This is a genomic window from Verrucosispora sp. ts21 (assembly GCF_002879555.1).
GTDB lineage: Bacteria > Actinomycetota > Actinomycetes > Mycobacteriales > Micromonosporaceae > Micromonospora > Micromonospora gifhornensis.
This window is the reverse complement of sequence record NZ_PNOZ01000004.1, coordinates 81656-96797: the sequence shown is the minus strand read 5'-3', so window position 1 is coordinate 96797 and position 15142 is coordinate 81656. Positions and strand designations below refer to the sequence as shown.

The window sequence follows — 15142 nt, the reverse complement described above, 5'->3', positions numbered from 1 at the left end:
TCACACGAAGGGACCCATGGTCTCTTCAGTTCAAGGAGCGCTTCATGACTACCTGGTTCATCACCGGCGCCTCGCGCGGTTTCGGCCTGGAGATCGCCCGTCAGGCGCTGGATCGCGGCGACAACGTCGTAGCCACCGCCCGCAACCCCGAGGCGGTGTCAGCGGCGTTGCCCGATCACGGTGACCGCCTGCTCGCGGTCGCGCTCGATGTCACCGTTGAGGAGCAGGCCCGCGCAGCAGTGTCTTGCGCGGTCGAGGCCTTCGGCGCAATCGACGTTCTGGTCAACAACGCCGGGCGCGGCCTGCTTGGCGCGGTGGAGGAGTCCTCCGATGCCGAAGTTCGCGCGATCTACGACACCAATGTTTTCGGCTTGCTCAACGTCACCCGCGCGGTGCTGCCGGTGATGCGTTCGCAGCGCTCGGGCCGGATCCTCAACGTCAGCTCTCTGGGAGGTTTCAGCAGCTCGGCAGGCTTCGGCATCTACTGCTCGACCAAGTTCGCCGTCGAAGGGATCTCCGAGGCCATGCGCGCCGAACTCGCGGGACTGGGCATCGCCGTGACGTTGGTCGAGCCGGGCTACTTCCGCACCGACTTCCTCGATGACCGGAGCCTGCGCACCGAGGGTACCGTGATCGATGACTACGCCGGCACCGCTGGAGCGGTGCGCGGCGCGGTGCCCGGTCTCAATCACGCTCAGCCCGGGGATCCGGTCAAGGGTGCCGCGGCGTTCCTGACCCTCGCTGACGCGGCGAATCCGCCAGTGCGGGCTCAGCTGGGCAGTGACTGCCTCCAGGAGTTGGAGAACAAGATCACCCAGTTGCGTACGGAGTCGGAGGCTTGGCGGGACTTGGCGCTCTCCACCGATTACGACGACGTCCTGGTCTGAGAAGAGAAATGCACACCTGGGGCAGGTATGCGGCTGTGCCGTTGCGGAGGTGATGAGCTTCGGGCCCCGTCACCTCCGCGAGGAGGCGAAGACAGGGGTGCAGGCGTGGGGCAAGAAATAGGGAAAGAAGGGAGCCATGACCGAGCTGGGTGACTATCTGCGATCATGCCGTGCCAAGGTGAGCGCTGAGGCCGCCGGGCTGCCGAGTACCGGTCACCGCCGCGTGCCCGGGCTGCGGCGCGAAGAGCTGGCCATGCTGGCGGGAGTCAGCGTGGATTACATCGTGCGCCTGGAACAGGGCCGCGCGAAGACGGCCTCACCGGAGATCCTTCAGGCGCTGGCGCAGGCACTCGACCTGCGCCCTGACGAGCAGGAATACCTGTTTCGCTGCGCGGCCGACGCCAAAGGCCCCGCAGCACGGGCGAGCCCTGCACCGCCCGACGCGCAACGTGTCTCCACCGCCACCCGGGTGCTGCTGGACAGCATGACCGCAGTGCCGGCCCTGGTGCTGGGTCGAAGGATGGACATCATCGGCTGGAACACTCTCGGTGCCGCGCTCTTCACAGACTTCAGCGTTCTTGCGCCGCAGCACCGCAACCACATCCGGCTGGCGTTCCTCGACCAGCGAGTACGCAGCCTTTACCGCGACTGGGAGACGGTCGCCAAAGAATGCGTGGCCTACCTCAGGATGGATGCCGGTCGCTACCCGCAGGACCCGGCACTGGCCCGTCTCGTCGGTGAGCTGTCCATGAAGGACGAGGACTTCCGCCACTGGTGGTCCACCCACCGCGTTCGCGCACAACGGTCAGGGCGTAAACATTTCCTCCATCCCACCGCAGGGGAACTCTCGTTGGACTTCCAGGTCCTCGATGTGCGCGGCACGACCGATCAAACTCTGCTCGTCTACACCGCGGAACCGAACTCCCGCTCCGCGCAGGCCCTGGCCTTCCTCAGCGGATGGACCCGGACCACTCGGGAAGAACCCGCGGCAAGGCTCACCTCGCACCTTCAGGGGAGCTGACAGGGCCGGGCACGGCGGCAGGCAAAGCTCACAGAGTACGCAGACCAATGGCATCCGCACTCGTCACCGGTGCCCGAGCCCTGAGCAGACCACAGCGACTGATCTGCAGGTAACAGATGGGCGCGTCACCGCCCACGAGATCCCACCGGCCTGTCTGGTCAATGCCACGGGAGCCTCCGTCGTGCCGCTGCCGGCAGACACCAGGCGCAATAAGATGCCGTACCTGACCCCGGCTGACGCCTACCGCACGTCGCCGATTACGGCGTCACCACGATCTTGCCCGCCGGCGTCCCCTTCTCCAGGTACCGGTGCGCCTCGATGATGTCGTCCAACGGGAACACCCGGTCCACCGTCGGCTGCAGCACGCCGGTGCGGACACCTGCGGCCAGGAACGCGGCGACGCGCCGCGCGGTCTGCGGGTCGACCATGTCCGCGAAACTCATGTAGCGGTGAATGGTCAGCGACGGATTCGCCGGGAAGGACGCCGGCCGCGGGTCCAGCCAGCCCACCGCGGCCAGGGTGCCGCCGAGCTTCGCGGCCAGCGACAGTTCGGCCAGGCCCGGGCCCATGACGGCGTCCAGGATGATGTCGGCGCCCACCCCACCGGTGTGCCGCCGGGTGGCCTCCCCAATGTCCTCCCGGTCGGTGGCGATCACCGCAGCGGCTCCGGCGGCCAACAGGCTCTGCACCTTGGCGCTCTGCCGGGTGACCGCGATCGGCACGGCGCCGATCTGGCGGGCGATCTGGATCGCGGCCCGCCCGACACCGCCCGACGCCGCGGTGATCAGGACCTGGTCCCCCGGCCGCATCCCGGCCTTGTCCACCAGCGCGCCGTAGGCGGTGAAGTACGACACCCACAGCGCCGCCGCAGCGACGGGCTCCAGCCCGGCGGGCCGTGGCACCACCCGGTCGGCCAACAGGGTGGTGTACTCCGCGTACGCGCCCCTGGCCTCGAAGTCGGGCATCGCACCGAGGATGACCGGGTCGCCGACGGCCAGTCCGATCACCCCGGGCCCGAGCGCGTCGATCACACCGGTTCCCTCGACGCCCAGCCGCGCGTGCGGCAACTGCACAGGCCGCGGGGACTGCCCGGCCCGGACCATCTGGTCGAGCGGGTTGACTGCGAAGGCCTCGATGCGTACGCGCACCTCGCCGGCTGCGGGCTCGACGACCGGCTCATCGACGACGCGCAGAACGTCCGGACCTCCGGTCTCGTCGAACACTACTACTCGTGGCATGGATGGCTCCTTGTGCTCCTGGTGGGCTTCACCGGAAAACGCTACGGAGCCGATAGGAACCCGCTGGTACCTTTCGACCTTGTGCACGACGCCCACGGTCAGGTCTTCCTCGCCGACTGCCCCACCCGCCTGGCCGTCGAGATCATCGCCGAGAAGTGGGCGGTGATCGTGCTGTTCGCCCTCAGCCTGCAACCCCGGCGCCCCGGCGAGCTGGCCCACCTCATCGGCGGCATCTCCCACAAGGTCCTCACCCAGACCCTGCGCCGCCTGCAGGCATACGGCCTGGTCGAACGCCGCGCCTACGCCGAGGCGCCCCCACGCGTCGAGTACAGCCTCACCCCACTCGGGCAGACCCTGGTCGAGCCGATCAAGGTCCTGACCGACTGGGCCCGAGACAACGGTGCCGCCATCGTCGAATTCCAGGAACAGAACGAGCACTGAATCAGCCAGTCCCACCGAAGAGGTCCAGGCGACACTGCGCCCCAACGCCTCGCGCGTGCCCTCGCCACGACGAGCTCACTGGCGGACGGATAGGCAACAGCTTCGCGCGGGGTCGCAGGTGCGGACACGAGTACGACGACGACCTGAACCTTGGGCTACGCGGAGTTGTTTGGGCGCCACCACGGCGCGGCTGCTCCTGCGAGGTGGCGCCAGCTCGCGGCTGATGCGTAGCGGCCCTGGTTGCCAGAACGGAATGTCGTCGCGAAGGCCGCAGGCAGCGCGGTGCTTGTCGGAGCGAAATAGCTGAGCACGACGAGTTGCTCGGCGGTGGGCGTGTCGGTCGAGCGTCTGCTGGCCGGTGCCCGTGCTGCCGGATGACGAGCTTCGGCGTCAGGGTCCGCGGCTTCGGATCTGCCCCCGAAGTCGCGAAACGTGCGATGCCCCTGCGGTACCCCTCCGGCGTCAGCCGGATACGCGGAATCCAGGACTTCCCTGTGTTGACCCATTCCGACGCGGAGTGTGCGATTATCGCACCATGGCTGATGGCTGGGACTGGGCCCTCGTCGGTGAGCAGGTACGACAAGCCCGCCTTTCGTTGGGGATCTCACAGCAGGATCTCGCCACGATGGTGGGGCTAGACCGCACCATGCTGGCCAAGGTTGAGGCCGGCAGCCGCCGTTTGGACGGCCTGGAGCTGGCTAGGCTCTCCAGGGCGCTGAAGGTGTCGATGGAGTACTTGATTCAGCCGCCGCCAACGGTGTTGTCCCGACGGGCGGCGCCGCTGACCGAGGAAACCGACACTGAGGCAGCACGGTCGTCGGAACGCCTCGAAATCGCCCTGGTGGAGTGGCTGCGCAATGTCCAGCAATTGCTGGACATTGGCGTCCTGCGTGCCCGTCCGCTGCTTCGCTACCCGCATCCGGTGACGTCCGAGGACGATGCGCGTCAGACAGCCCGGTGGTTGCGGCAGCGGTTCGATCTCGGCGATGGACCGATCGGCAGCATCATGGACGTCTGCGAGCGCGCAGGTCAGTGGGTTCTCGTCACCGACCTGCCAGGCGACGGCGCATCGCTCATCGAGGGCAACATCGCCGTTGCTGTCGTGAGCACCACGGGCGATCCTGGCCGCCGTCGGGCTACCGCCGCCCATGAGTTGGGGCACCTCATCATTGGTGATGAGTATTCCGCCGACCTCGGCCTGAGTGCCTCACGTGCAGAACGGGAGACGGTGATTGACGCCTTCGCCGCCGAACTGCTGCTGCCCGTGCAAGCGATTGCCGCAGCCCGTGGGGCGGTGAGCCGGGATCAGATCGTGAGCTATGCGGCTCGATACCGTACCTCCTGGTTGCTGGCACTGCGGCAGGCTGAGCAGGCAGGGGCCATCGACGCAGAGACCCGTAGGGCCTGGAGCCAGGTTCGGCCAACCCACGCGGAGTTCATGGAGGCGGTGGGCTGGGTACCGCAGCCCGACCTCGAATCGGTACGGGTATCGCCCACATACGCAAAGGCCGTGATGGGAGCGTTGCGGAACAGGCGAGTCACACGTACCAGGGCTTTGGAGTTGATGCATGGCCACATCGCCGAGGCGGACCTGCCGCAGGACGACGACCTGGAAATCGCGCCGTGAGTCGCCCACCCCACGTCACCTCCGTCCTTGTGCTCGACACCATGGTTCTCAGCCACTTCACTCTCGCTGACCGGCTGGACGTCCTGCAGGATCTGCTGCTCAATGCCGCATGTTGGACGGCAGGTGGTCCGGGAGGAGTTGCGGGCGGGATCTGAGGATCATCGTGAACTGGCCGTCGCATGCGAGGCGGACTGGCTGACCACTGCCCAGCTGGACACGCTCGATGAGGTGCGGTGCTTTACCAAATGGGCCACGCGACTCGGTTCAGGTGAGCGCGACCTCGGGGAAGCGTCCGTCCTCGCGGCCGCCGAACTGCGGAAAGGCGTGGCCATCACGGACGACAGGAACGCGACGCAGGTCGCCCGTGCCTACGGTGCCCGCGTTCACGGCACCATCTGGCTTCTCGCGGCGGCCTGCCGAGACGGCAAGCAGACCCTGACGGCTGCGGGGAACCTCATTGAGGCATTGAGAGCAACGGGTGCTCGTCTGCCCTGCTCCGGAGCGGAGTTCCCGGACTTCGCCCGTAAGCACAATCTCCTGTAGTCGCTACTGACAACTACTCGGCTTAACGAAGAGGCAGTGCCTCGTATGCGGCGGCCAGGGTCTTCGCGTGGTCGACCGGAAGCTGCTCTCATCCGACCGGGGCCACGACGACGATGCTGACCGGCGAAGAAGAGGCGGTAGCTCGCCGCGCCGTGGTGCTCGGCGGGCCGGGTAAGCCTGACTCGCCGTTGAAGACGAGGCGTCCGGATCGGCGGTACGCCCAGTCAGGCACGAGCATGCCCACACAGGACCTGTCTGGCCGGCCAGGCCCATCTTCTGTCATGCACCAAAGTGCGCAACGGCAATCAACTGATGTCGACGTACCGACGAACCCTCGCCATCGGCAAGCCCCAGGAAACGTCGGCTTCTACCGCCGGCCGTGTGCCACGGACGGTGACTGGTCCCGAGGCCACCCGGTATCGGGACGTGCCGATGAGCGTGCACACCGTATGGTGTCGGCGATGAGCGAGACCGTTGTCCCGGCCACCCGCAATCGGCGCGGCACCATAGCGTTGGTACTCGCGTGCATCAGCCTCGTGCTGTCGCTGGTCATGTGCTGTGGGGCCGGGCTCGTCGCCAGCACCAGCGGATTCGACCTGCTCCCAGTGCAGTCCACGCCGCAGGTCGCCAGCGCCGCTCAGGTGGAAGCGGTCGCTCAGGTGACCCTGCCGCCCGGAACCGTGCTCCTTACCGCCGCCTACAGCAACGGCCTGGAGACTCTGCTGTCGGCGAAGTTTCGCATACCCCGAACCGAGCTCGACGTCTTCATCGCCACGGCGAAGTTCACTGCGGCGCCCGTACCCGGGCTACGGGCAGTCGACACAAAACACAACGTCGGCGGCGGCGACCTGTGGGATCCCGAAGCCGCCAAGTCCGTCTCCGGCATCGATGAAGAGCAACCCACTGCCGACGGCACACGTCGAGCCGTCCTGTTCAACCTCGATGCCCCCGACGCGGTGACCGTCTACTTGTACGCCAGCCGCGGCTGAGCCCTGCGGCCATCCTCTTCTGGCCGCTGGCCGCTGGCCGCTGGCCGCTGGCCGCTGGCCGCGTGTTGCAGAACGTGATCAGGTCGCTTTGTTCAGCCTGCCGGTACTGCCGGTGAGCGGATGCTGTTCCCCGGTGCCCGAAGGATTGCCTGGTCTATGGAGGTGTCGGCCCGTGGGAACGTCACCGAGCAGCAGGCGGGCACCTTGGCGGACAGCGTTCCAGTCGGTCTTCGGGGCACGGTCGAGGTTCTTGGCAAGCCAATGCCGCCGGTCTTCGTGTTCCCGTCGCAGGTCGACGAGGTCGATGTCCACACCAGGTAGCCCACCGCGGTGTTCCAGATCCTCGACCCGCTGCCCCATGGCCTCCATCAGCTCACGGTTGAGGATGTGTACGGCTTCCAGGTAAGCGGTGGTCGGAAGGCTGAGCCGGACTGTGGGGTCGGCGGTGAAGCCGATCTCGCCGTCGTCCTCGTGCCGCCAGTCCATGGTGACGTCGTCGCGATCGCTGCAGATGGTGCGCCAGAGCCGGAGCGTGGGAGGGTTCCGCAGGTATCCGAAGTCCAGGTGGTGCTCGCCGTGCCAGACCGCGGCCGTGACGACCGGATGGTCGGGCACGTCCGCGTTGCCGTCGTCGGGCCGATTCTCATCCGGTTCTTCCACGAACTCGAGCGGGTCACACGTCCACTGCGCGTGGTGGGAGGCGATGAACGGCTGCAGATCGTCGGGCACCGGCTCCAGCACCTCCGGTGTCAGGACGATGAGGTCTTCCCAGAGCCGGGCCAGGTAGTAGTCGATGTAGGGATGCGGGTCGGATTGCCGGGTGCGGCGCAGCAGTTCCTGCCCGCTTGTTTCGAGCCAGTACCAGCCCTCGGTGAGCCCGAACCAGTGCAGGCTTGGCTGGTCGCTGCCCCACGGCGACACCTCGTCCAGTGGGTACAGCTCGAACCGGAACCTGATCATTGAGGCAGTATCCGTAACCTCTGGCGGTCGGTCGAGAGCCCGAGTCTGCCGCGGCGAGGTCCTCGTGCCGCCGATGCCGCAAGGCGGTGCTCCGACACTGCTGTCAGATGCCGTCACGGGCCCGATGGACGATGGTGTCGTCGGGGCGGGCGTCGGCGACTCGGAGCACCTCGGCGACCGGAGGGCGCAGCTCTGGGGTGTTCTTGTCGGCGCGGAGGTTCAGCAGCGAGATGAGGCGGCGGCGGACTCGTGGATCGTCATTGGTCAGGTATATGTGCAGGCCGATTTCTTGGAAGTCGTGCCGCAGGTCGGTGCACGGATCGTCCTCGACCCCGCTGCCCGCGACGCGGAGGTACGAGCAGTACCAGGCGTCCGCCGCGCCGATGATCTCGTACTTTGTTCCCGTCCGGAGGTGTTCGAGAAGCCTCGTCTGAACGCGTCTGCGGCCGAAGGCAGCCAGCGCTGGCCTGATGTGCCGTTGGGTGTGGCTGGGGTCGGGTTCGTAGACGGCGGCGCGCATGAGCGGTTCGAACAGTTCCTCGGGCTGCTGTGGCGCCGCCTCCCGCATGATCATGAGGGCTACGTGGCATTGCCAGTGTCGGCGGACCTTCTGGTTGGTGCGCTCGTCGCCGGACGGTGCGGGCGGGTACGCAACGCCGAGCAGGTCAAGAACTTCTATGAGTGCCCGTTCGTACCGGTCGTAACGCTCGAAGCGATCCTCGTCCACGGCCAGGGAATCTACGTGGATACACGCTGGCGGCTCAGTCGAAGATGAGCGCCTTGACCGTCACCGCGGCAGTATCCCAATCCCGCCGCCACGGATCTGCCCTGATGTGCGGTGGCCGATCGACGGGATGCTCGACCATGTGGCCGCTGGGTCGGACAGGTTGTCAGCGCCCGCCGCGCTCGGGTGGTTCGTCAAAGGCCAGGGTCATCGTGCTGTGGTACGCGCGGGACTGGGCACTCTCGCTTTGTTCGTCAAGGGGCTCTGTCTCGGTCGTCCACACCTTTACCGCCCGATACGCGAACCCGTCCTGCGCCACCGGCTCGGCGATGAAGGAGACCCCCTGTCCGGCAGCAAGCTGCCGGTACCCATTCATGGCAATAGCCGAAAAATGGACCCAACACCCGCCGGGAACCTCGGCCCCATCGATGACGCCCCAGCCTTCATCGCCGTGATAGATCCGAACGACTCCTGAGCCTGCCACCCGAATATTCTGCCCGGTGCCCGCGAGCATCGATCAGCTCGGCGGCCTGCGGTAGATTCGCCGCCGCGACGGCCGACAACGGGGAGGGTCAGCGGGGGGATGGACGCCAGTACCGAGGAACTGCGGGACGCGCACAACGTGCTGTCGGAGTGGTACGCGGAGAACCTGGTCGGGGTGCTGGAGAGCATGCCTGTCGAACGCGCGATGCTCGACCTGTTCGCCGAGCTGACCTTGACCGTGGGCGCGGAGGTCGCGGACGTGGGCTGCGGCACCGGGCGGCTTCTGCCGTACCTCGCGAGCCGGGGCCTGTCGCCGCGCGGGGTGGATCTGTCGCCAGGGATGGTGCAGGTGGCGCGGCGGGAGCATCCGGGTTTCGGGTACGAGGTCGCCGATCTGCGGCAGTTGCCGTTCGGGGACGCGTCGCTGGCCGGGGTAGTGTGCTGGTATTCGTTGATCTTCCTGGCACCGGGCGCCCGGGTACGGGCGTTCGCCGAGCTGGCCCGGGTCGTGCGGCCGGGCGGCTACCTGGTGGCGGCGTTCAAGCACGGCGACGGGACTGGGCATCGTAACGGTCCTGGTAGCCGCGTCGGCAGTCTTGGCATCGACTTCGATCGGTACTGGCTCTCGGCCCGGGAGATGGAGGACCGCTTCACCGCCGCCGGTTTCGCCCTGGTCTTTCAGGGCGAAGCCCCACCCGAAGACGAGGGGCCCCGGTACGGGTACATGCTGGTTCGCAAGACCGGCTCCGCGAACGCGTAGGGTGCGGGATGTGCTGCCGGCCGGGCGTCGCGATGCGTGACGGGATGCCGGGGTAGGTCGAACGGTCGGTGGGGCCGACGGGCGGATGTCCGCGCCCAGGGGGCCTACGACTTATCTGCGCCCGTACGTCGCGGCGCCGCTCACGGCTTTGCCGATGACAGTGTGGCTGAACTCGACTGAGATCGTTGTGCGGCAGTCGAGGGTGACAGGGCGCCGCTACGCGTGGGGTGGGGTGGGGGTGTTCTCGGCGGGTGCCTGGTCGAAGTCGTGGCGGTTGCGGAGGATGTCACTCTGGTGGCCACGGACCCAGTGCACGAGTCCGTCCACGGCCTCGCTCAGTGAGCGGCCGAGCGGCGTCAGGGCATATTCAACCCTCGGGGGCACTTGCGGGTATGCGGTCCTGGCCACCAGCCCGTCGCGGGTGAGGGCGCGCAGCGTCTGGCTGAGCATCCGCTGCGAGATGCCGGTGACCTGCTCGTGCAGCGCGGTGAAGCGCAGTGGCCCGGACGCCAGGACCGTGATGGTCAGCAGCGTCCATTTGTCGCCCACCCGCGCCAGCACGTCGCGGACGAGTTCGATCGTCTGGATGCAGTCCGGCGCGACCCCACGCTGTGCGAGTTCGGTGCCGAGGAGGCTTGTCACGGCTCTCTGTTCCTCGTGCGTCAGTAGCTGACTTCAAAGTGCGTATGGGCGAGCCGGACTAAATCCGCCGGCCGCACGTTTCTTACTGATCGTAACGTTCGTGCGGCCACCCCTTGGTGGCTGTGACAGCGGGAGGACGGCATGGTCCGACACGACACCTTCACGATCTCGCGGCACCTCGACGTGCCGCCGGGCGAGGTCTTTACTGCGTTCGCCGATACCGCGATCAGACGGGGATGGTTCCGGCTTCCTGGCAGCGGGGCTTCATACGAGCACGACTTCCGGGTGGGCGGAGGCGAGACGGCAAGCAGCACCTTCACCGGGCTGGACACGGCACCCGAGCGGCTGGAGTACCGGTCGCGGTACATCGACATCGCGGACGCACACCGGATTGTCTACGGCTACGAGGCCATCGTCGACGGCGACCTGCGATGGACCTCACTGGTCACCGTCCGGCTGGACGCAGAGACGGACGGCACCCGTCTGGAATGGACCGAGCAGGTGGCGTTCCTCAAGTGCACGGGGGACGGCAGTACGGACCTGGCGCACCTGCGCGGCGGGAGCGTGCTGCGGCTGAACGGCCTCGACGCGGTGCTGCAATCCGTCCGGCAGCGTCAGCAACCGCGGTGATAGTGCCTGCGCTCGCCGTGGTGGCTGCGGGGTTCATGCTTCCTTCTGCAGTGCGGGGCCGAGGAGCAGTCCGCCGTCGATGACATACTCGGCGCCGGTGATGAACGTCGCGTCCGGCGATGTGAGAAACAACAGCAGCGCAGTGATGTCGGCGGGCTGTCCGAGTCGCGGGACGGCGAACGGCTCGGGCGAGTAGAAGTCGGCGATCGGGGTGTCGGCGCCGGCCGCCGGCTCGGTGATGAACGGGGTGGCGACAACGCCGGGGTGGATGACATTGACGCGGATGTTGTCGCGGCCCAGCTCAAGGGCAGCAGTTCGAGTGAGCCCTCGGACCGCCCACTTGCTGGCGACGTAGGGCGCGTAGAAGGCAGTACCGCCGATGCCCACGGTGGAAGCGATGTTGATGATCGTTCCTCCACCCGCGCGCCGCAGCGCCGGTGCGGCGGCCTTGATGCCGAGGAACGTGCCGGTGAGGTTGATGTCGAGGATGCGAGCCCACGTGGCCCGGTCGGTGGACTCGATGAGGACCGGCGGGTTCTGCACCCCGGCGTTGTTGACCAGGATCGTGAGCGCGCCGAATGCCTTTTCGGTCTCCGCGACGGCGGCGGCCCACGACTCCTCCTGGGACACGTCGAAGCGGACGAAACGCGCCCGATCTCCCAACTCGGCGGCGAGGCCAGCCCCACGCTCGGCATTTGTGCCGCCGATGACGACGTTGGCGCCTTCGGCGTGGAAGGCGCGAACGTGGCTGGCCCCCTGCCCACCAGTGCCACCGGTGACGAGAACGGTTTGATCGGCGAAGCGGGACATCAGTTCCTCCGAGTACGTATGGGGCGACACCCGAGACCAGGTGGCGAGTCGAGCGACTCACCTTGCCGAAGCTACGCCCCTGCAGATGGTGAGTCAACCCACTCGCCTCGCTATGATGGGCGCATGACCCCAGTGCCGTCGGCCTATCACCAGCGCGTGGCGGAGGAGAAGCGCGCGCTCATCGTGCAGGCCGCTACTGAGCTTTTCCTCGAATTGGGCTACGACCGGACGTCGCTGGCCCGTGTTGCCGACAGTGCTGGCGTGTCAAAAGCAACGTTGTTCAAGCAGTTCCCGACGAAGGCAGCATTGTTCGATGCCATCGTCATCGACTCATGGGCCGAGAACGACGTCGCCGACGTGCCACCCACCGGTGACCTGGCAGCCGGCCTGACGGTTCTGGGACGGCGCTACGCGACACTGGTGAGCCAGCCGGAGATGACCGACCTGTTCCGCATCGTCATCGCCGAACTGCCACGGTTTCCCGAACTGGCCAAGGCGCACTTCTCACAGGGCAAACTGCCGTACTTCGAGACCGTCCGGATCTACCTGGTGGCCGAGCACGACGCGGGAGCCGCAGACATCGCTGACCCGGAGATGGCCGCTACCCAGTTCCTCGGGATGATCTCCAACTACCTGTTCTGGCCGAGCCTTCTGCTGCCGGACTGGACAGTGTCCCCTGCCCGCACGACCGCGGTGGTGGAAGAAGCCGTCCGAACCATGGTTGCCCGGTACGGCACCGATGGTCACCACCGGGACCGCGAGGTCGTTACCGCATCTACCGCAGACGACACGCAGGGCCGCTGAGAAGTCCTGGCAACAGACTCCGCGGCAAGCCGGAGCCTTGCCAGCTGGCAGGTTAGTCCTCAGGTACAGGCGCTCTCCCCGATCCCCGCCAACGGTGTGCCTGGAGACCGTCCTCGACGTCATCGCTCGGTCGGACATCATCGAGGCATGGGCGATCTTCTCATCAATCTGCTGGCGAGCGTCATCGCCGGCACGGCCGTCTGGCTCACGGGGTTCCTGCTGCGTCGGCGCAAGCTGAACCGGGCACGCGCCTTCTTCGGGCTCACCGCCGGGGCGAGTTGTCTGCTGGTGGTGTCCCGGCACGCGTCGTCGCCGCGCGAGTTCAGCGTCCACCGCCGCGACGTCGCCGCGCTGGTGGAACTGGCGACCATCGCCCGGGAATGCGGCGCCCACGCCGACCGGGTCGGCGAGAACCAGCCGACCGGGGAGATCGGCCGGCTGACCGAGTTCTGTGTCGGCGGCCCCGGCGCGAGCCCGCGCAGCGCCACACACGTACGCGCGATCCTCCGTGGCGTGACGTACGAGATCTTCGACGAGGACAAACGCCGGATGTCGTTCACCGTCGGCGGCACCGAGTACGTCTACAGCCCAGAGACCAGCTACGTCCTGCTCGCCCGGTTCTGGGGGCCGACCGGCGGGCGCCCGGTCTTCTTCATCGGCGGCCTGACCGCGGGCAGCAACCTCGCCGGCGCCCGATACCTGACCAAACACCACCCCGACCTCGCCCGGACGTTCGGCACCGACCGGCCGTTCGCGTTGGTGCTGCGCATCATCGAGCCAGCCGCGTACGGCACCGACTTCACCGAACTGATCGCCGACGTGACCGACATCGCGTTCCAGCCGCCTCCACACCCGGACGACGAGACGACCCCCCAGCCACCGGAAATGCCGGCCACACACTCCAGCAGCTGAGCCCTCTGCGAAGACGGAGCGACGAGGGCAGCGGGGGGTTGGGCGTCCTGGTCTGCTGCATGTCGGGCATGTCCGTGGTCAGACTCCCGGGGACGGCATGGTAACCGCAAGCCACGCCCGACTGGCGACGCCGTCGACCAGCGCGGTCACCAAGCGGGTGGTCCTGGGCCGAGGTCGGCTCGGAAGCGGCCGCTGGAGCAGCGGGGGCTGCGGCGGCCTGAAAGCCGTCCGCTTCGACCAGGTGGCTGCCTCGTCAGCCGAACGCATGGTGTACGGCTGACGAGAACAGCACCACGCCGTAGTTCAGCCTTGACTTAATTAAGTATGGGCTGGGATAGTTCCCCGGGTGCACGCGTTCGATGTCCTCGGCGACCCGGTCAGGCGCCGAATACTGGAGCTGCTCGCCGACGGCGAACAGGCCGCCGGGGCCGTCAGCGAGGTGGTCCGGGCAGAGTTCGACATCTCAGCACCTGCGGTGTCGCAACACCTGCGAGTGCTGAGGGAGTCGGGTTTCGTCACCGTCCGCCCGGACGGTACGCGCCGCCTCTACGCCGTGGAGCCCGCGCCGCTGCAGGAGGTCGACATCTGGCTCGGACGCTTCCGGCAGTTCTGGAGCCAGCGACTGGACGCGTTGGCCACCGAACTCACCCGTGGCAAGCGTCAACGCCGCGAACCGCGCGACAACCCTGGAAACGCCGGCGAGACACCGGAACGTCGTCAGGCAGCCGAGTCAGATAGCGAGGAGTCGACGTGATCGACATCATCAACCAGGTCAACGCCACCCACCGGGAGATCGGCAACCAGGCGGTTGCCGCCGGCGCAGGGCGATCGCTGCTGCTGCGGCGGGTCTACGACGCCCCCATCGAGGACGTGTGGAGCGCCTGCACCGAACCGGAGCGGCTCAGCCGCTGGCTGGGCCCGATCGAGGGCGACCTGCGGGTCGGCGGCACGTTCCAGCTCAAGGACAACGCCGGCGGCGAAATCCTGCGCTGCGAGGAACCCCACCTGCTCAAGGTGACCTGGGTCCTCGGCGAGGGCATGTCGACCGAGGTCGAGGTGCGCCTGGCACCCGGCGACAACGGCCGCACCGTCTTCGAGCTGGAACACGCCTCACCCGCCGAGATCGTCGACGAGTTGGTGCGCACCTACGGTCCCGGTGGAACGATCGGAATCGGCGGCGGCTGGGACCTCGCGCTGCTCGGCCTCGACCTCTTCCTGCACGGCGTGAGCGTTGACCCGGCCACGTGGGAGGACACGCCCGAGGTGAAGGAGTTCGCCATCCGCAGCTGCCAGGCCTGGGCTCCCGCCATCCAGGCCGCCTGGGGAACCAGCGACGACGACATCGCCGCGGCCATCGCCTTCGCGGTACAGCACTACGCCCCCGACACCGGAGGCGACAGCTGATGACCCACGCTGTCATCACCACCGCCGCCGGCCGGGGGCCCAGCGCCGCCGGCCGGGAGACGAGGCTGCTGCGTCGCCGGACCGCTCTACATCGTCGTGGTCGTCCTGCAGATGCTCACCAGGAACGGATTTGACAGCAGCCGGCACCCGGCCAGCATGCTGAGCACCGGCGACCAAGGATGAATCCAGATCGCCAACCTCGTGGTCAGCGGTCTGCTGATCGTGGCGTGTGTGATCGGGCTGCACCGGACCCTTGGCCCGGCGGTG

Annotated in this window: 18 protein-coding genes; 12 read left to right on the top strand and 6 right to left on the bottom strand. The window is 67.4% G+C overall.

Going from position 1 to position 15142, the window contains the following annotated elements; translation table 11 throughout:
- Positions 1-44: 44 nt before the first annotated feature.
- The gene (locus tag C1A38_RS02710) at positions 45-887 is read left to right on the top strand and encodes an oxidoreductase (protein WP_102656231.1); all 843 of its coding nucleotides are present in this window, start codon (positions 45-47) and stop codon (positions 885-887) included.
- A 136-nt stretch (positions 888-1023) separates the two neighbouring features.
- Positions 1024-1908, top strand: a complete 885-nt coding sequence (locus C1A38_RS02705) for a helix-turn-helix domain-containing protein (RefSeq protein ID WP_102656230.1) — start codon at positions 1024-1026, stop codon at positions 1906-1908.
- 257 nt (positions 1909-2165) lie between these two features.
- On the opposite strand, the gene C1A38_RS02700 is transcribed toward C1A38_RS02705, so the two are convergent.
- Positions 2166-3146, bottom strand: coding sequence for a zinc-dependent alcohol dehydrogenase family protein (locus tag C1A38_RS02700; protein WP_102656229.1), 981 nt, complete (start codon positions 3144-3146; stop codon positions 2166-2168).
- Positions 3147-3227: 81 nt separating this feature from the next.
- Here C1A38_RS02700 and C1A38_RS02695 point away from each other — a divergent pair, with 81 nt between their 5' ends.
- From C1A38_RS02695 to C1A38_RS02680, 4 genes are all read left to right on the top strand, one after another.
- Positions 3228-3587, top strand: a complete 360-nt coding sequence (locus C1A38_RS02695; RefSeq protein ID WP_013733128.1) for a winged helix-turn-helix transcriptional regulator — start codon at positions 3228-3230, stop codon at positions 3585-3587.
- 535 nt (positions 3588-4122) lie between these two features.
- Positions 4123-5214 (top strand): helix-turn-helix domain-containing protein, encoded by a 1092-nt coding sequence (locus tag C1A38_RS02690; RefSeq protein ID WP_102656228.1) that lies wholly within the window; start codon positions 4123-4125, stop codon positions 5212-5214.
- Positions 5215-5337: 123 nt separating this feature from the next.
- A complete protein-coding gene (locus C1A38_RS02685) occupies positions 5338-5757 on the top strand; it encodes a PIN domain-containing protein (RefSeq protein WP_146017413.1) in 420 nt (139 codons plus the stop codon).
- Between the two features lie 461 nt (positions 5758-6218).
- Positions 6219-6746: a hypothetical protein gene (locus C1A38_RS02680; protein ID WP_146017412.1), complete on the top strand. Its 528-nt coding sequence runs from the start codon at positions 6219-6221 to the stop codon at positions 6744-6746.
- A 78-nt stretch (positions 6747-6824) separates the two neighbouring features.
- Here the strand turns inward: C1A38_RS02680 and C1A38_RS02675 are convergent, their stop codons facing one another.
- From C1A38_RS02675 to C1A38_RS02665, 3 genes are all read right to left on the bottom strand, one after another.
- On the bottom strand, positions 6825-7706 hold the full coding sequence (locus C1A38_RS02675; protein ID WP_199180058.1) for a DUF5984 family protein: 882 nt from the start codon (positions 7704-7706) through the stop codon (positions 6825-6827).
- A 103-nt stretch (positions 7707-7809) separates the two neighbouring features.
- On the bottom strand, positions 7810-8433 hold the full coding sequence (locus tag C1A38_RS02670; protein ID WP_102656225.1) for a hypothetical protein: 624 nt from the start codon (positions 8431-8433) through the stop codon (positions 7810-7812).
- A gap of 163 nt (positions 8434-8596) precedes the next feature.
- The gene (locus C1A38_RS02665) at positions 8597-8944 is read right to left on the bottom strand and encodes a cold shock domain-containing protein (protein ID WP_102656224.1); all 348 of its coding nucleotides are present in this window, start codon (positions 8942-8944) and stop codon (positions 8597-8599) included.
- Positions 8945-9013: 69 nt separating this feature from the next.
- Here C1A38_RS02665 and C1A38_RS02660 point away from each other — a divergent pair, with 69 nt between their 5' ends.
- On the top strand, positions 9014-9673 hold the full coding sequence (locus tag C1A38_RS02660) for a class I SAM-dependent methyltransferase (protein ID WP_102656223.1): 660 nt from the start codon (positions 9014-9016) through the stop codon (positions 9671-9673).
- Between the two features lie 216 nt (positions 9674-9889).
- On the opposite strand, the gene C1A38_RS02655 is transcribed toward C1A38_RS02660, so the two are convergent.
- Complete coding sequence (locus C1A38_RS02655) at positions 9890-10315, bottom strand: winged helix-turn-helix transcriptional regulator (RefSeq protein WP_102656222.1); 426 nt, start codon at positions 10313-10315, stop codon at positions 9890-9892.
- A 141-nt stretch (positions 10316-10456) separates the two neighbouring features.
- On the opposite strand from C1A38_RS02655, the gene C1A38_RS02650 reads away from it, so the two are divergent.
- Complete coding sequence (locus C1A38_RS02650) at positions 10457-10945, top strand: SRPBCC domain-containing protein (protein ID WP_102656221.1); 489 nt, start codon at positions 10457-10459, stop codon at positions 10943-10945.
- Positions 10946-10978: 33 nt separating this feature from the next.
- Here the strand turns inward: C1A38_RS02650 and C1A38_RS02645 are convergent, their stop codons facing one another.
- Positions 10979-11755, bottom strand: coding sequence for an SDR family NAD(P)-dependent oxidoreductase (locus tag C1A38_RS02645; protein ID WP_102656220.1), 777 nt, complete (start codon positions 11753-11755; stop codon positions 10979-10981).
- A gap of 123 nt (positions 11756-11878) precedes the next feature.
- On the opposite strand from C1A38_RS02645, the gene C1A38_RS02640 reads away from it, so the two are divergent.
- The 4 genes from C1A38_RS02640 (at position 11879) to C1A38_RS02620 (ending at position 14875) form a co-directional block, all read left to right on the top strand.
- Positions 11879-12559 (top strand): TetR/AcrR family transcriptional regulator, encoded by a 681-nt coding sequence (locus C1A38_RS02640; RefSeq protein WP_102656219.1) that lies wholly within the window; start codon positions 11879-11881, stop codon positions 12557-12559.
- A 147-nt stretch (positions 12560-12706) separates the two neighbouring features.
- Positions 12707-13471 (top strand): hypothetical protein, encoded by a 765-nt coding sequence (locus C1A38_RS02635; protein ID WP_102656218.1) that lies wholly within the window; start codon positions 12707-12709, stop codon positions 13469-13471.
- Positions 13472-13817: 346 nt separating this feature from the next.
- On the top strand, positions 13818-14225 hold the full coding sequence (locus C1A38_RS02625) for an ArsR/SmtB family transcription factor (protein WP_102656216.1): 408 nt from the start codon (positions 13818-13820) through the stop codon (positions 14223-14225).
- Positions 14222-14875, top strand: a complete 654-nt coding sequence (locus C1A38_RS02620; protein WP_102656215.1) for an SRPBCC family protein — start codon at positions 14222-14224, stop codon at positions 14873-14875. The genes C1A38_RS02625 and C1A38_RS02620 overlap by 4 nt, the downstream gene beginning before the upstream one ends.
- The last annotated feature ends 267 nt before the right edge of the window (positions 14876-15142 follow it).

Excerpts from the sequence above, each read along its gene's own strand:
- C1A38_RS02710 (WP_102656231.1), top strand. The coding sequence starts at position 45 with ATGACTACCTGGTTCATCACCGGCGCCTCGCGCGGTTTCGGCCTGGAG.
- C1A38_RS02700 (WP_102656229.1), bottom strand. The coding sequence starts at position 3,146 with ATGCCACGAGTAGTAGTGTTCGACGAGACCGGAGGTCCGGACGTTCTG.
- C1A38_RS02665 (WP_102656224.1), bottom strand. The coding sequence starts at position 8,944 with ATGCTCGCGGGCACCGGGCAGAATATTCGGGTGGCAGGCTCAGGAGTC.
- C1A38_RS02635 (WP_102656218.1), top strand. The coding sequence starts at position 12,707 with ATGGGCGATCTTCTCATCAATCTGCTGGCGAGCGTCATCGCCGGCACG.
- C1A38_RS02645 (WP_102656220.1), bottom strand. The coding sequence starts at position 11,755 with ATGTCCCGCTTCGCCGATCAAACCGTTCTCGTCACCGGTGGCACTGGT.
- C1A38_RS02640 (WP_102656219.1), top strand. The coding sequence starts at position 11,879 with ATGACCCCAGTGCCGTCGGCCTATCACCAGCGCGTGGCGGAGGAGAAG.
- C1A38_RS02680 (WP_146017412.1), top strand. The coding sequence starts at position 6,219 with ATGAGCGAGACCGTTGTCCCGGCCACCCGCAATCGGCGCGGCACCATA.
- C1A38_RS02675 (WP_199180058.1), bottom strand. The coding sequence starts at position 7,706 with ATGATCAGGTTCCGGTTCGAGCTGTACCCACTGGACGAGGTGTCGCCG.
- C1A38_RS02660 (WP_102656223.1), top strand. The coding sequence starts at position 9,014 with ATGGACGCCAGTACCGAGGAACTGCGGGACGCGCACAACGTGCTGTCG.
- C1A38_RS02690 (WP_102656228.1), top strand. The coding sequence starts at position 4,123 with ATGGCTGATGGCTGGGACTGGGCCCTCGTCGGTGAGCAGGTACGACAA.
- C1A38_RS02705 (WP_102656230.1), top strand. The coding sequence starts at position 1,024 with ATGACCGAGCTGGGTGACTATCTGCGATCATGCCGTGCCAAGGTGAGC.
- C1A38_RS02650 (WP_102656221.1), top strand. The coding sequence starts at position 10,457 with ATGGTCCGACACGACACCTTCACGATCTCGCGGCACCTCGACGTGCCG.